We start from the raw sequence: 14,774 nt of genomic DNA on the forward strand, positions 1-14,774 counted from the left end.
ATCTACCTTTCACCGGCATTCACGCGCGAAGCGACATAAAGAGACTGAAGCTCATTCAGGACATCGGAGGCCGAGCGCTTTTCATCAAAAGCCGCCCCCAAAAGCGCCGAAGCTTTGCCCTGAAAGGTGATGTAGCCATCATGGCGCGGGCGCACATAAGCCTGCTCGAGCGTATCCGCCGTGTTGCGATAAAAATTGCCCCATCGCCGGTTCACCGGCTCGTCGTGCCAGGCATCACGGCGCGAGGGCTGGCCTTCATGATCCGGAATAAATCCTGATTGCGCTTCACGGCTCATCAGCCACAAAAGATGGGCTTTGAGCGACGAGGTGATATGAGCGCGACGAGAAACACCAATGCCCGTGCCGCCCAGTGTCGAGCCAGGACGTCCATCGGCACGAGCGCGCGGTGCATTGTGAAATGCGATGGCTTGCCCACTCTGCGGGGCCGCATAGTTTACATAGCCATAGACCAGCGGACATAGAGCCACGTCGTCATGCTCGGCCATATGGCCAAGAATGCCGATAGGATTTTTATGTCTAACCGATGCAGGGCTGCGTGCGGCAAGCTCTGCCATCAGATCATAGACCTTCCGTCCGACATTTTCTGAAACGAGAATATCGGGGTCTTTTTCAGCAGGTGGCTCGCCAAAAGCTGCCGCAATGGACAAAAACGACAGGCAAGCATGTGGACCAGCAATGGAAAGCGCTACCTTGCCAGTGTCACGCGACAGACGGGCAACATCATCCCATGTCGTAGGAACATCCTCTACGAGATCAGGTCGCAAAGCCATAACCTGCGTTGCAGCATCAAGCGGCAGTGCCCAGTGCTTGCCCGCAAAGCGGTAGCTCGTCAAAGACGGTCCGATGCTGGCTTTGCCAAGTTCCGCAACGGTCTCAGCGCCAAACACGTCTTCAAGCGAAAGCAGGCAATCGCCAGCAAGCGCTTCGCCGACATGCGGATGATCGAGAACCACGAGATCATAGCGGGCGCAGAGATCAGCAATCGGGTGGGATTCAAAACCTTCAAGCGGTTGTTTTTCCCAATGGATTTCCAGACCCGCATTGATGACATCCGGCAATTTTGATGCCGCCGCCAATGCATTATAGCCGCGCGGATGATCCCAGGTCAGAGCTTTAATCACCTGCATTTCAGATGTGCCCCGACACGATAGCGCCCGATTTCTCAAGTGCTTCAATCTTGTCTGCCGCATATCCGGCTTCAGCCAGCACATCCCGCGTATCCTGCCCGGTTACGGGTGCTCCGCGATCAACCATCGACGGCGTTTTGGAAAAGCGGATCGGGAAGCCCGGCGTCTTTACCTTGCCTTCGGTCGGATGCTCATATTCGACAAAGGTGCCGTTATGCCTGATCTGCTCGTCGTCCACGAGATCGGCATAGCCATAGACAGGCCCGCACCAGATATCGGCTGCGCGCAGAAGCTCCAGCCATTCGGCAGAGGTTTTCGTTTTCAGCTTATCGCGTGTCTTGGCAAAGATTTCATCGCGGCGCGCCCAGGTATCAACCTCATCATTCATGGTGAGGAAACTGTCTTCGCCGATCACTTCACCCAGCGTTTTCAGCTTCGGAAAAGCGACGATGATAAAGCCGTCAGACGTTGCAAAAGCACCGTAAGGCGCACGGATATAGACATGGGCATGTGGCTCTGCCGAACGGGTTTGCGGCTTGCCACCGACGGTGAAAACCGAAAGCTCCTGCATCTGAATGGTGGTGATCGCGTCGAGCATATTGACCTGCACCAACTGCCCCTCACCTGTCCGCTCGCGATGGAGAAGCGCTGCAAGCGCGCCTTCAAAGGCAGTATAAGCTGTGATCGCATCAACGAGATATTGCCCGGCGGCAGTTGGCGGTTCGCCTTCACGGCCTGCGGAAAGCATGGCACCCGACATGCCCTGCAAAACGAGATCCTGTCCCGGACGATGGACATAAGGACCATCTTCGCCATAACCGGAAATCGAAACATAGATCAGCTTCGGATTGATCTTCACCAGCGACTCGTAATCGACGCCAAGGCGCTTTGCGACGCCCGGACGATAGTTTTGCAGAAACACGTCGGCGGTTTTCACAAGGTCAAGAAGCACCTGTTTTCCGTCTGGTGATTTCAGATCGACCGCGAGCGAACGCTTGTTACGGTTTAGCGACAGGAAAGAGACATTAACGCGATTGCCTTCGGCACCGCCCGCCGCCACATGGCGCTGCCATTCGCCTGTCGTCGGCTCAACCTTCACTACGTCGGCGCCAAGATCGCCCAGCCGTTGCGCCGCAAATGGCCCCGCCATCGCAATTGAACAATCCAGCACACGATAGCCTGATAAAACACCCATGGCAGCTCCACTCCCTGCTCAAATCCATTTGGGTCAGAACCTATCCAAAATTTCTGCGTTGTCTATAGTGAGCGCTAACATTTTTATGTTCATATTCTCATAATTCACGCGATAGCTTCACATTATGAATTAGCGCTCACATTTTTCAATTGACGCAATGAAGCATATATGAATAAAGTTTTCGCAAGTGAACGGGAGGTTCACATCGGAGGAGAACACATGATCAGAATTCGCTCAGGCCTTGGTCTGAAGGCACTCACACTCACCATTTTGTCGGCATCTGCGCTGAGTGCGAGTGCGCAAAATCAGGACCGCGCGGCACTACTCGGCACTCTGCCAACCGAAATTCAGGCACTTTATACCGATGTGGTTGAAGTTGGCCCTTCGGCTTATGGTGATTTCAAAGCGCCAGCCAAGCCATGGCGCTGGTGCCATTCGGAATCCTATATGGGCAATCCGTGGCGTGTAACCTTCAATGACGAACTCAAGCGCCTTGTGGATGGTGCTATCGCCGCAGGTGATGTGTCTGAATATGTTGTTTCAGACTCCAATGGCGATGCCACACAGCAGATTTCGCAAATTCGCGCTTTCATCGAGCAGGGTTGCAATGTCATCACGACCATTGCCGGTTCTTCCACCGCGCTCAATGCCGTAATTGACGATGCCTACAAGGCCGGTATTCCGGTCATCACATCCGCCGGTTCAGTCACGACGCCTAATGCCATCAATGTCATGCATAACCAGAACCTCTGGGGCTACCAGATGGGTAAAGGCATTGCAGAAGCGCTGAAAGATGGCGGCACAGTCCTTCAGGTTGAAGGCATTTCCGGTCATCCGCTTGTGCAGCAGGAGAATGCCGGGCTTGAAAAGGCCGTCGAGGAATCCGGCAATATCAAGATTGCCCGTAAAGTGAGCGGTGAATGGACCGGCACGACAACGAAATCCGCAGTGCTTCAGGCACTTGCCACCACGCCGCAGCAGATTGATGCGGTTTGGTCAACAGGCAGTGAGGCACGCTTTATTGCGGAAGCCTTCCAGCAGGCAGGTCGTCCGCTCCCACTGATTGCCGGTTCCATTTCGGGCGATGCGCTCGGCTACTGGAATGCCAATCGGGACACGTTCAAGTTCTATGGCGGCGAAGTATCGCCGCATGTTGCAGCCCAGAACGCTTTCCGCGTCGCATTGCGGGTTCTTGAAGGCCAGAAGCCGCTTGTGAACACGATCATCGCTCCGATGCCGCTTGTGACGCAGGCCGACCTTCCAAATTGGTACAAGGACTGCATGAAGCCGGACTCTGCGGCCATCTTCCCGATCCCACCGCAGGACCCATTCCCGGAAGAACTGCTCAATGGCTATTTCTCGAACGGAAGTGCCACCGCACTTTATGATTTCGCGAAAGTTCCAGCTTCCTGCGCCAAGTAATCACTGCCAGACAAAGCCATTGCCAAAATCAATTGGCAATGGCTTTCGCTTATCGCATGCAGAAAGTCATTTCATTATGCCAGACTCTAAGCATCCCCCGCTGGGCACATCCAGCATACACAGGTTGCTTGCCGAAGCGGGGCTGCCCAACATTACGCACGCTCCGGTCAGGTCATTGCAGGTCGAAAGCCTCGAAAAACGCTATGGTGAAACGGTAGCACTCACAAATGCCAATGTGAATTTCAGCCATGGCGTTCATACGATCCTGGGTGAAAACGGGTCAGGCAAGAGCACCATGCTCAAGATATTGTCAGGCGTGGTCGCGCCCACCCATGGTCGCGTTGTTCTCAACGATAAGCCCGTTACTGCCAAGTCACCTGCCGATATGAAGGCACTGGGCCTTGCCACGGTGTTCCAGGAAGTCCTCATCGCGCCGCATCGTTCGGTGGTTGAGAATATATTTCTCGGATTTGACGGGCTCATTACCCGTAAAGTTAATAAATCGGTGCGCGAGAAGGCCGCAAGTGCAGTTCTGTCAAAAATTGCACGCTTTCCGATCGACCTTCACGCAGCGGCTGGCAGCCTGTCACTCGCGGCACAGCAGCTCGTTGTTATTGCGCGAGCCTTTATCAGTCGCCCTTCGATCCTGCTGCTCGACGAAGCCACGGCAGCGCTCGACTATGCAGACCGCGATCTCGTTTTTGAAACAATCGAAGATTATGCTGCATCCGGCAATATTGTGATCTTCATTTCGCACCGGCTCGAAGAGGTGAACCGTCTTTCCGATGAGGTCACGGTGCTGCGCAGTGGCCATGTTGTCGATACGCTCGACAAGCAGAAAATCAACAGCCAGATCCTTCTGGAACTCATGGCACCGGAGGCTCATCTCCATGTCGAGTGATCAAACGATTCTTACCTATGAAAATCTCGTGCTTGCTCCGGGGCGCAAAGCGCTGTCCGGCACGATCCGCGCAGGCGAGATAACCGGACTTGCAGGTCTTGAAGGCCATGGCCAGGAGCAGTTTCTGCTGGCGCTTGCAGGCTTTAATCAGCCTCGTCATTCGAAGGTGGAAATCGTTACCCGGTCCGGCAAACAGAGTGCCTATAGCAATCATCACAATGCAGCAAAATGCGGCGTGGTTTATTTGCCGCGTGACCGACGCGCGACCGGCATTTTCCCGGTGCTTTCCGTACTCGATAATTTCGGCATGCCTTCCATGCCACGCTTTTCATGGGGTGGCATTCTCAACCGCCGCAAACAGAAGGAAGAGCTGCAGCGCTATACCGATTTTCTGTCGATCCGCTATCCGGCAATGGATGCGCCGATCACGGCACTCAGCGGCGGCAATCAGCAAAAAGTGCTGCTCGCGCGGCTTCTGGCGCTCAAACCGCGTGTGATGCTGCTCAACGATCCGACACGGGGAGTTGATCTCAACACACGCATGAAATTCTATGAAGCCTTCCGTAAACTCGCCCGTGAAGAAGGGATCGCGCTCGTCATCCTGTCGAGCGAAATCGAAGAAATCCTGCAAATCTGCGACAGTGTTTCAGTGTTCCGCGATTTTGAATGCTCGAAAACCATCCGCAAATCCAAAATGTCGATGTCGGGCGTCCTTGCAGCCATGTTCGGGCAGGATGAGGTGGAGCTATGATCTTAACCGACAACAAAAGCGGCTTGCGGCGCATCTTCTGCGGCAATCAGGAAACACGGCTCGCAGCACTTCTGTTCATCATTCTGCTTGTCATCAATATTGTGCTCAACCCGGTGCGCTTTGCGCCGTCAAACTGGGGCTCAGTGCTGGGGCTTGCAGCACCGCTGCTGCTGACCTCGCTTGCAATTACCATACCGTTTCTTGCCGGGCGCGGCTCGATTGACATTTCCGTTGGCCCGCTGGTGGGTTTGATCAATGTCATTCTCGTTCAGATACTAATCACAAAAGGCGGCATATCCTCGCCCTTCATCATTATCCCGGCAGCAATTGCACTCGGAACTCTCGCTGGCGCATTAAATGGCCTTCTGGCAGCGATCATCCGTATTCAGCCAATTGTTGCAACGCTTGGCACCTACTTGATATTTGGCGGGCTGGCACTCACCATCCTGCCTTCCCCATCTGGTTCGGTGCCTGCATGGCTGTCATCTTTGGCGGGTCCATGGTCCATTCTGCCAGTAGGTGCTGCCGTTCTGATATGGATCGGTATCAAACGCCTGCCTTTTTATGAGACGCTTATGGCCGTCGGCAGCGAGGATCGAGCCGCCTACACCGCTGGTGTCAATGTTCCGCTTGTGCGCTTCATCGCCTATGTGCTGGCCGGATTATTCGCAGGACTTGCAGCATTATCACTCACAGCTCTCATTGGCTCGGGTGATCCGATCATCGGCCCCGGCTATACGCTGATTGCCATTGCCGCAGTCGCCCTTGGCGGTGTCAGCCTCGCCGGCGGCGTTGGAGGATTAACCGCAGCATTTCTGGGTGCAGGATGTATTTTCCTGCTGCAAAGCATGTTGACGGCCTTCAACGTCTCGACCTTCGTGCTGCAGGCAGTCTATGGCGCAGTCCTTGTTCTGGCTGTCTGCCTCAACTCCGAAAAAATCAAACTCTATTTCCGACGCAAGGTGGCGCAGTCATGATTAAGGCACTGGCTACAAATCGCGCTCTGGTCGCCTTCATCGGGGTGGTGCTGGTGTTCCTGCTGGGAGCAGCCCTCATCCCGGGCTTTGCCAGCCTTTTCTCCATTCGCGCCATGCTGGTTCTGGCTGCACTGCTTGCGATTGCAGCACTCGGCCAGACACTGGTGATGATCCTTGGTGGCATCGACCTTTCCATTCCGTTTGTCATCGGCTTTGCCAATGTCGTCTTCGCAAGCCTCTACGGCGATGGAATGTCGCCGCTTTTGGCGGGCGTCATCGTGCTGGCATCGGCGGGGCTGATCGGTGCGTTTTCCGGTGCATTATCGGCAGCGCTTTCCATCCATCCACTCATTGTCACGCTCGGTGTCGGAACGATGGTTCAGGCGGGCGTACAAATCTGGACACGCGGATTGCCGACAGGTTCAGCACCCGCTTTCATCAATGATTTCGTGTCACTGGGCGGCAGCATCGGGCCTTTGCCATTCCCTTGGCTGATCCCGTTTACAATTTTGCTGACCCTTGGCACCGTCTTTGTGTTGCGCCGTACGATTTATGGCCGCAAGCTTTATGCGCTGGGTTCAAATATCAAAGCCGCCGAACTGGCACTGATCAGACCGGTTGCAATCTGGGCAATCACCTTTGGTCTTAGTGCCATGTTTGCTGCACTCGCAGGCATTCTTCTGCTCGGCTTCACCGGCTCTTCAAGTGCGACAGTAGGCACGCCCTATCTTTTCCAGACAGTCTCAGCAGTCGTGATCGGCGGAACCGCACTGATCGGCGGGCGCGGCGGTTTTGTCGGAACAGTGGCTGGCGCGATCATGCTGATGGAACTGCGCACGTTTCTCATCGGCATGGGATTTTCGGATGCCATGGTACAGTCGGCGCTCGGCGTACTCATCCTGCTTCTGGTCGCAGCCTATGGCCGTGACCGCCATATCCGCAATCTTATCTGAAGGAGATTCCGTTGGACGAGAGGCTTGCACGGACAATTGACGCTATCAAAGAATCCAGTGCCGATTGGGGCCTGTTCACCAGCCCCGATAGCATCGCCTATGCTTCCGGCCATATCGTTTCCATTGAAGCGGGGCCATCACCCTTTGCGGGTGGACCTGCCATCGCATTCATTGGCAGAAACGGCGAATGCGGCCTTGTCGTCACCAATCTTGAAGCGGAAACGCCAAGCTGGGCAGAAATCGTTCTCACATATGAAGGTTTCTCATACAAAGACCCGACCGACATTTTTGCGAACTATCGCAATGCCGCGCAGGAACTCTTCACTAAATTGGGCTGTAGCGGAACAATTGCGATAGAGCAGAACAGCTTTCCACTATCGTTGCTGCCACTTATCGAAACGCACCGCCATGTGTTGATCGACGATGCCTTCAAGCGCCAGCGCATGGTCAAAACAGCAACCGAGATCGCGCTATTGCGTGAGGCAGCACTGTCCGCTTCCGCCGGGCAACGCGCGTTTATCGAGCACAGCAAGGCAGGCCGCAGCGAACTGGAGATATTCGCCGAAATAAGGCTCGCCATGGAAAGCAGAGCCGGTGAACGCCTGCCGCTTACCGGCGATTTCATATCTGGCAAAACCCGCACATCCGCATTCATGGGCTGGCCAACAAACCGTATTATTGCGACTGGCGACCCGCTCATCTGCGATCTCGCACCGCGCGTCAAAGGCTATTGGGGCGACAGTTGCGCATCGGCAATGCTGGGCAAAACTACTGCCGGATTTGAGAAGCAGTTCAATACTGTCAAGTCAGCGCTTGATCTGACAATTGAAATCATCCGTCCGGGCCTTGGTATCGGCGAACTGGATCAGAAATTGCAGGCGCATATCTCAGCAAATGGCTATGGTTATGCCCACCATTCAGGCCACTCCATTGGTACATCTGTGCATGAATGGCCACGGCTTGTCGGTTACGAAACCGAGAGCTTTAAGAAGGATATGGTGGTGATGGTCGAGCCAACTGCCTTCGATCCGGATATTGGCGGTGTGCGGCTCGAATTCATGCTGCATGTGACTGAAAATGGCTGCGAAGTGCTAACGGACTTCGAGCATCAGATGGCTATTTAGCCACTGGCCCTGATCTTGAGCTCAAAACCAACATCGACAATCGTGTTTGTCGATGTTTCGCCACGCATGGCTTCAAGCAATAGCTCACCCGCCTGCCGTCCGATTTCCGCGGAAGGCACTGCAACGGTCGTCAATGGCGGCAGCAGATGACGCGAAAGTTCAAAGTCACCAAAGCCGGTAATCGCAAGGCGTTGCGGCACCTTGATGCCAATGCGCTGCGTCTCCAAAAGCGCGCCGGAAGCAAGAATATCACTTGAAAACATGACTGCATCGGCTTCCGGATATTGGGCCAGCGCCCGTCGCAGAAGATCGACACCCGAAGCCATGGCAATCGGCATTTCAGTTGCCACCGTGATGCGTGGCTTCTCATCCGGGAACTGTTGCTCCATCGCCGCTTTGAATGCGGCACGGCGTTCGGCAGCACGGCTGTCGCCTTTCCGAACCACACCGGCAAACACGATATAGCGCCGACCCGTGTTGATCAGATGACTGACCATCTCGGTGATCGCCGCCGTATTGGAAAACCCAACCAGCCGGTCGATTGGTTTATCGGTAAAATCCCAGCCCTCAACGACAGGAATTTCCGCACGTTTGAGCAAAGCGACGCTGCGCTTGCTATGGTGTGTGCCTATCAGAAAAACGCCATCCGGTCGCCTACCGAGAAGGCTGCGAATGATTTCTTCCTCGCGCTCCAGTCGGTAATCGGTATTGCCTAAAAATATCTGATAACCGGCCTGATGCAGCACATCGGAAAAATGCTGGATCGTGTCAGCAAAAACAGATGCGGACAGCGTGGGTATGATCGCCGCAACCGTATTGCTTTTATGCGATGCAAGATGGCTTGCCGCGAGATTATGGACGTAGTGCGTCTTCTCGATAGCATCCTGAATGAGCTTCCGCTTCTCAAGCGTTACGGAATCCGGAAAACGCAACGCGCGCGAAACAGTCTGCATGGAAACCCCTGCAGCCGCAGCCACATCTGCCATGGTCACGCCAGAGCCTTTGCGGCGCTGTTTTCGCGGTATTGACACTTCAGCGCTCACAGATAGAACGGCCTGACACAGACGGGAGTGCCAATTTCGATGCGTTTGCCCGTATCGGTCAAATTCCCCGTCTCCTTGTCGATTGCGAAGATCGCAATGCAATCTCCATTCTGGTTTGCGACCAGAAGCCAGTTACCATCCGGTGTCAGCGTAAAATTACGCGGTGTTGCACCACCCGTAAAGCTGTGACCGAGCTCAACCAGGCTGCCATTTTCCTGATCCACACGAAATGCTGTGATCGTGTCATGACCACGGTTCGAACAATAAAGAAAACGACCATCGGGTGAGAGGTGAATATCAGCGCCGTGCGACTCAACATTCGCTGGCACCGTCGGCAGCGTCTGAACAAGGCGCATCTCATCGCCGCGACGCGCAATCAGTGAAACTGTGGAATTCAGTTCATTGGACACATAGACAAACCGGCCATTAGAATGCTGCGCGATATGGCGAGGACCAGCGCCGGGTGCCGTCGCAACACTGCTCAGCCTCTTGAAACTGCCATCACTATCAAGGTGATAGGCAATGACTTCATCAAGGCCAAGATCAGCAGACAGGAACATGCCGCCTTCCGGTGTTTCAACCACGCAATGCGGGTGGCTGCGTTCCTGCCGATCAGCGACAGGTCCAAGTTTACCCTCGTGACGAACGCTATGTGCAACCGGCCCGAGACTACCATCTGGCTTTACCGGCAGCGCAACAAGCGACTCATCCGGCCCGCCTGATCCCATCGCATAATTGGCGACGAGCACAAACTTGCCATCACGTGTCACGGTATTGTGCGCAGTTATGCTGCCTTGGACACTTTGCTTGTTGAGATAAACAAGTTCGCCCTTTTCGGCATCAAAACGATAGGCGCTGACCGTTCCCTCGTGCCAGCTGAACACTTCGGAATTTGCATAGATCACGCCTGTATCTGGCGAGACACTCAGGAATGTCGGATTATCAACGGACGGCGTAGCGCAAATATGCGATGCATCTCCTGTCGTCGTATCGAATGCGTAGATGGAAAGACCTTCGCCACGCGCACCCTGAAAATAAGGGGCCTCGCGGTTAAGCGACCCGACCGCCAGATAAAGCTTCCTCACGCATTCCTCCAATGCAAATTCGTTCCTAATGCATTACCCATCCGCCATCGACATTCAAGGTCTGACCGGTGATAAATCCAGCTTCATCGGAAGCCAGGAACATCAAAGCCGAGGCTATATCCCGCGATGATCCGCGACGCTTAACAGCCTGATGCTCAAGCACGAATTTCGTATAACCTTCCGGGTCGGGATGGATTTTCTCGGCATCTGTTGGAAAAGCACCCGGAGAGATTGCATTGACTGTAATGCCATAGGCACCGAACTCGCGTGCCCAAGCACGCGCAAGCCCGATGAGAGCGCCCTTTGATTGCACATAAGGCGAAAGGAGTGCCCAGCCGCCATAGGCAGTCACGCTGGCGATGTTAATGATGCGACCCCAACCCTTTTCCCGCATATGCGGCAGCGCCACCTGGACGCAAACAATGCCCGCATCGACATTGATGTGCTGCACTTTCTGCATTTCCTCAAGCGTATAGTCTTCAAACGACTTGGATGGATAAATCGCAGCATTGTTGATCACGACATCAAAGCCACCGGCCTCACGACTAATCGCTTTCAATGCGGGGCGGAGTGCCTGCAAATCCGACAGATCGAGCGCGTGGATCGAAAGTCCGCTAAGCCCCTCGTCCTTTGCCTTGCTTTTCAGCTCTTCGATCTTTTTCGGATCATGATCGATAGCCACAACCCGTGCGCCAGCGCGCAGAAAATTGAGCGTAGTTTCAAGACCGAGACCACCGGCAGCACCCGTATAGAGAATGGTTTTCCCTGCAACCGAAAACGGCGATGGTGCGGTCATGAGCGGCCTCCAATAGCAATGTAATTGCCTGACGGCACCGGATATTCCTCAATTGGCTGTTTCGCGATTGCGGCAATGCGTGTTTCTGTTTCCGCGATGCTCGCCGCATCACCCAAAACTCGGAACGTACTGTCGTAACGGCGTTCCTCACCATATTCGAGCCAGATCAATTCACCACGGTCGCGAGCCGCACCATGCCCAAGGACATGATTGGTCGCAGGCTCGATACCAAGTGCATATTGCCCGGCCTGCAGGTTCTGCCACTCATACATGCAGGGGAACTGGTCCTTGCGCGTTGTGACTTCAAAACCGATGCCCAGCTTGTCATTGACCAGCGCGACCGGCACCTCGCCATTGGTGTCTGCACCCATTTCATGCTGCCAGACCTGCTCATGAAACTGCATCTGCGGTGCAGGCAGCGTGCGATAGCCGACGCCCTGTTTTTTGTAGTCTTCTCCGGCATGAGCCGCCCAGACCACATCCCTGACAGGCGCCAGATAACGTGAGCCTTCCGCCAAAACGGGATGCCCGATATTGATGTGATAACAATACATATGCGGCGTGCGATAAAAGCCGCGATTGGTCACGCGATCCGTGAGCTTGATATCGTTTGTACCAGCCTTGATTTCGATGCGGCGCGTCAATTCCAGATGCTCGCCAAAAACGGTTCCCTGCGTGACGACACCCTCGCACCAGAGAAAACATTCGTCGCCTTCCCAGCGCTCACCATAGCCGGTCAGTTTAGCAGGAATGGTGCCGACACGGCCATGAATGGAATGCTTGATCGTCCCTCGCGGCTTGTAATTATAATGGTCCGCCACCTCGTCATACATGAAGAGGATATGGTCGAGACCGCATGTGACCATCAGGCCGGAGAAAGAACGCATCCAGCCAAGGCCGCCTTCCCCCTCATATTCATGCAGTCCCGGATGGCGGAAACCGGACGGTGAGTGCCAGCCGATTGCCATGCCGCGATAGTCGCAATCGGCAATATCCAAAGCACGATCAACCAGAACGGTGAAGCGCAAGCCGGTGCCTGAACGAAACTCCAGCATTCTTATGCCGCGTTCCAATCCATCTTCCAGCACCATCAGGCGAACGCCTGCAAATTGTGCAAACGAACCACTGCAAGCTGCAATATCGCGACGCGATCTCGCCTCACCAAAAAGCTTCACCATTGTCGAACCTTAAATAATCTGGCCTATAGCCAATTCATTCGTAAAGCGGCCAGTGCTCAAACGCTTGTCTACAGCACTGACCGCCCACCCCCACGGTGTTAAAGTCCCTGCGCGCGCAGCTTCCCATCAAGGAACTTCTTCGCGCGCGGCACATCGGCCTCATCGAGATGTTCGATAATCATCGGAATATTCGGATGCTTCTGCGCAAGGCGCTTGAGGTACAGGTCGTAGTTCAGCGAACCAAGACCCGGAGCTGGCAGTTCGATTTCACCAACGCCACGGAAAGTATGGCTTTCAAGCGCATCCGCATCGCCAATGTCGGCGTGCTTTTCTGTCTTGTCATCGCCTGAGCGTTTGACGTCTTTCGCATGACCGATCTTGATCTTGTCGCTCAGTGTATCAAAGACCTGATTGAGGATTTCATCCATCCGGTCGATATTGTGCGTCTCAAAATAATTGGTCGGGTCCATCAGCAGGCCAAGGCCCGGATGATCAACCTGCGCAAACATCTTGACCGTTTCTTCGACCGAACCAACAACGTTGTTCACATAGGTTTCGAGCAGGAACACAGCACCATGATCATAGGCAAACTGTGATAGATCAGCGATGACCTTGCGGCATTCTTCAAAGCCTTCTTCGGTCTTGTTCTTGGGATGATGAACCCAATCAGACTCGGTGTTGTAAGTACCGGTTTCCGAAATCACATAAGGCGTGCCGAGATATTGCGCGTGGCGGATAATCTCTTTGAGATAGCCCACGCGACGCTCGCGCTCTGCCTTGTCCGGATGAATGATGTTCGTATAGCCTGAAATGCATGAAATCGGCAGATTATGATCGCGGAATGTCTCGCGGATTTTGACGCACTTGTCCTTGGTGATCTGACCAGCACTCAGATCGATATCCTTGAAATGCATGTCCAGCTGGACTGTATTGAAATCGAGCGCCCGGATTTTTTTGGCTGTTTCCTCAAGCGAATAAGGAAAATAGCCGCTGAAAATACCCACCTGCATCATGATCGAAACCCTCCCGTTAAGATTATTTGTTAACGCGCATCTTTTCCGAAAACCGCTTCACACTTTTCGGGATGCGCTCGTTTACTTAATTGATATCTCGGACAATCTGACCGTCCGGCCTTCATCAATCGACTTGTAGCCAGCCTCGATGAGCACAACCGTCTTCACATTGTCCGCCACTGACAGTGCTGGCGGTTCACCAGACTGAATGGCGTATTGCAGCTGCTCCATCACACCAATGAAAGCATGCGGGAACCACATGGTTTCCCATTTCGGGCTCACCCATTTGCCGTCTGTCGTCTTTTTGGAGGCATAAGTCAGTGTCGATGGCGAGCCATCGGGCCAGCCAATCGTGCCCTGTGCCACACCATCTGTGCCTTCGACGCGCCACTTGATGTAAATATCGCTGTCAAAGCCCTCTTCGCGCGGTCCGGACCAGACGTCTTCCATCGAAACAGCCATAACGCCGCTTGGGAACATCAGCGTTGAGACAGTGATGCCGTCCTTATGCGCGAATTTCGTGCGTGGGTCAGTGCGTGTCAGCGTGGTGATGGTGTCAGGCTCACCAAACAGAAAGCGCAGCACATCGAGATGATGCACGCTCATGTTAGACAGTGTCAGGCGGTCGTAGTCTTCGAGAAAGCCCTGCCAATGTGGGATCGCGCGCATCTCGATGGTGGCCATGACAGGCGTGCCCAGCTCACCCTTGTCTAGAATTTGCTTCAACACACGCATCGATTGGTCGTAGCGCATGTTCTGATTCACCGAGAGGATTTTGCCAGCCTTTGCGGCCTCATCGCGAAGGGCAATGGCCTCCTCAAGCGTCAGAGCCAGCGGCTTTTGTGCGAGAATGCCTTTGATATGTGGCTGAGCAAGCGCTTTGCGAATAAGCGTGGGCTGTTGATCCGGCGGATAAGCAATATCGAGGATTTCGATTGCTTCATCGGCGATCAGCTCTTCAGGCGTGTCGTGAACCTTGGCGATGCCCCAGCGCCTGGCGACCTCTTCGGCCTTTGCCCTGGTGCGCGAGGCGATTGCCGCGACCGTAAAGCCCGCTTCCTTATAGGCCGCAAGATGGCATTCGGCCATGATCATGCCTGCGCCGATACAGCCGATTTTGAAGTTCCGAACCCGCACCTGCGGATCAGGAACAAAGTCCCGCGCTTCGCTCATTGCATCCTCCCTATA

At 54.4% G+C, this 14,774-nt stretch carries 14 protein-coding genes; 6 read left to right on the forward strand and 8 right to left on the reverse strand.

Annotated elements, in window-relative coordinates; all coding sequences use genetic code 11:
• Positions 1-2: 2 nt before the first annotated feature.
• Together C9380_RS16540 and C9380_RS16545 are read right to left on the reverse strand one after the other, a co-directional pair.
• Positions 3-1,148 (reverse strand): ABC transporter substrate-binding protein, encoded by a 1,146-nt coding sequence (locus C9380_RS16540; protein ID WP_100557248.1) that lies wholly within the window; start codon positions 1,146-1,148, stop codon positions 3-5.
• Between the two features lies 1 nt (position 1,149).
• Positions 1,150-2,343: a CaiB/BaiF CoA transferase family protein gene (locus C9380_RS16545; RefSeq protein WP_128094066.1), complete on the reverse strand. Its 1,194-nt coding sequence runs from the start codon at positions 2,341-2,343 to the stop codon at positions 1,150-1,152.
• Positions 2,344-2,562: 219 nt separating this feature from the next.
• Here C9380_RS16545 and C9380_RS16550 point away from each other — a divergent pair, with 219 nt between their 5' ends.
• From C9380_RS16550 to C9380_RS16575, 6 genes are all read left to right on the forward strand, one after another.
• Positions 2,563-3,765, forward strand: a complete 1,203-nt coding sequence (locus C9380_RS16550) for a substrate-binding domain-containing protein (RefSeq protein WP_128094067.1) — start codon at positions 2,563-2,565, stop codon at positions 3,763-3,765.
• 76 nt (positions 3,766-3,841) lie between these two features.
• Positions 3,842-4,666: an ATP-binding cassette domain-containing protein gene (locus tag C9380_RS16555; protein ID WP_100558026.1), complete on the forward strand. Its 825-nt coding sequence runs from the start codon at positions 3,842-3,844 to the stop codon at positions 4,664-4,666.
• Positions 4,656-5,417 (forward strand): ATP-binding cassette domain-containing protein, encoded by a 762-nt coding sequence (locus C9380_RS16560; RefSeq protein ID WP_128094068.1) that lies wholly within the window; start codon positions 4,656-4,658, stop codon positions 5,415-5,417. The genes C9380_RS16555 and C9380_RS16560 overlap by 11 nt, the downstream gene beginning before the upstream one ends.
• Positions 5,414-6,394 (forward strand): ABC transporter permease, encoded by a 981-nt coding sequence (locus C9380_RS16565; protein WP_100557252.1) that lies wholly within the window; start codon positions 5,414-5,416, stop codon positions 6,392-6,394. The genes C9380_RS16560 and C9380_RS16565 overlap by 4 nt, the downstream gene beginning before the upstream one ends.
• Positions 6,391-7,347, forward strand: coding sequence for an ABC transporter permease (locus C9380_RS16570; protein WP_100557253.1), 957 nt, complete (start codon positions 6,391-6,393; stop codon positions 7,345-7,347). Before C9380_RS16565 ends, C9380_RS16570 begins: the two co-directional genes overlap by 4 nt.
• Before the next feature lie 11 nt (positions 7,348-7,358).
• Positions 7,359-8,471 carry a M24 family metallopeptidase gene (locus C9380_RS16575; RefSeq protein ID WP_128094069.1) on the forward strand — a complete coding sequence of 371 codons (1,113 nt, stop codon included), beginning with the start codon at positions 7,359-7,361 and terminating at the stop codon, positions 8,469-8,471.
• On the opposite strand, the gene C9380_RS16580 is transcribed toward C9380_RS16575, so the two are convergent.
• The 6 genes from C9380_RS16580 to C9380_RS16605 all read right to left on the reverse strand — a co-directional run bounded on the left by C9380_RS16580 (position 8,468) and on the right by C9380_RS16605 (position 14,759).
• Positions 8,468-9,502 carry a LacI family DNA-binding transcriptional regulator gene (locus tag C9380_RS16580; RefSeq protein ID WP_247877617.1) on the reverse strand — a complete coding sequence of 345 codons (1,035 nt, stop codon included), beginning with the start codon at positions 9,500-9,502 and terminating at the stop codon, positions 8,468-8,470. The two genes, C9380_RS16575 and C9380_RS16580, sit on opposite strands and share 4 nt — an antisense overlap.
• A gap of 8 nt (positions 9,503-9,510) precedes the next feature.
• Positions 9,511-10,599, reverse strand: coding sequence for a lactonase family protein (locus C9380_RS16585; protein WP_128094071.1), 1,089 nt, complete (start codon positions 10,597-10,599; stop codon positions 9,511-9,513).
• Positions 10,600-10,624: 25 nt separating this feature from the next.
• On the reverse strand, positions 10,625-11,395 hold the full coding sequence (locus C9380_RS16590) for an SDR family NAD(P)-dependent oxidoreductase (RefSeq protein WP_128094072.1): 771 nt from the start codon (positions 11,393-11,395) through the stop codon (positions 10,625-10,627).
• A complete protein-coding gene (locus C9380_RS16595; protein ID WP_128094073.1) occupies positions 11,392-12,573 on the reverse strand; it encodes an aldose 1-epimerase family protein in 1,182 nt (393 codons plus the stop codon). The genes C9380_RS16590 and C9380_RS16595 overlap by 4 nt, the downstream gene beginning before the upstream one ends.
• Before the next feature lie 98 nt (positions 12,574-12,671).
• A complete protein-coding gene (locus C9380_RS16600) occupies positions 12,672-13,586 on the reverse strand; it encodes a sugar phosphate isomerase/epimerase family protein (protein WP_100557258.1) in 915 nt (304 codons plus the stop codon).
• A gap of 81 nt (positions 13,587-13,667) precedes the next feature.
• Entirely contained in the window at positions 13,668-14,759 is a 1,092-nt protein-coding gene (locus C9380_RS16605; RefSeq protein ID WP_128094074.1) for a Gfo/Idh/MocA family protein, read from the reverse strand.
• Positions 14,760-14,774: the final 15 nt, after the last annotated feature.

Origin of the sequence: Brucella pituitosa (assembly GCF_003049685.1) — a bacterium.
In the GTDB taxonomy this organism is placed as follows: Bacteria; Pseudomonadota; Alphaproteobacteria; order Rhizobiales; family Rhizobiaceae; genus Brucella; species Brucella pituitosa.

What these genes read in the sequence shown, in the direction of transcription:
- C9380_RS16540 (WP_100557248.1), bottom strand. Translation starts at nt 1,148, where the DNA reads ATGCAGGTGATTAAAGCTCTGACCTGGGATCATCCGCGCGGCTATAAT.
- C9380_RS16545 (WP_128094066.1), bottom strand. Translation starts at nt 2,343, where the DNA reads ATGGGTGTTTTATCAGGCTATCGTGTGCTGGATTGTTCAATTGCGATG.
- C9380_RS16550 (WP_128094067.1), top strand. Translation starts at nt 2,563, where the DNA reads ATGATCAGAATTCGCTCAGGCCTTGGTCTGAAGGCACTCACACTCACC.
- C9380_RS16555 (WP_100558026.1), top strand. Translation starts at nt 3,842, where the DNA reads ATGCCAGACTCTAAGCATCCCCCGCTGGGCACATCCAGCATACACAGG.
- C9380_RS16560 (WP_128094068.1), top strand. Translation starts at nt 4,656, where the DNA reads ATGTCGAGTGATCAAACGATTCTTACCTATGAAAATCTCGTGCTTGCT.
- C9380_RS16565 (WP_100557252.1), top strand. Translation starts at nt 5,414, where the DNA reads ATGATCTTAACCGACAACAAAAGCGGCTTGCGGCGCATCTTCTGCGGC.
- C9380_RS16570 (WP_100557253.1), top strand. Translation starts at nt 6,391, where the DNA reads ATGATTAAGGCACTGGCTACAAATCGCGCTCTGGTCGCCTTCATCGGG.
- C9380_RS16590 (WP_128094072.1), bottom strand. Translation starts at nt 11,395, where the DNA reads ATGACCGCACCATCGCCGTTTTCGGTTGCAGGGAAAACCATTCTCTAT.
- C9380_RS16595 (WP_128094073.1), bottom strand. Translation starts at nt 12,573, where the DNA reads ATGGTGAAGCTTTTTGGTGAGGCGAGATCGCGTCGCGATATTGCAGCT.
- C9380_RS16600 (WP_100557258.1), bottom strand. Translation starts at nt 13,586, where the DNA reads ATGATGCAGGTGGGTATTTTCAGCGGCTATTTTCCTTATTCGCTTGAG.
- C9380_RS16605 (WP_128094074.1), bottom strand. Translation starts at nt 14,759, where the DNA reads ATGAGCGAAGCGCGGGACTTTGTTCCTGATCCGCAGGTGCGGGTTCGG.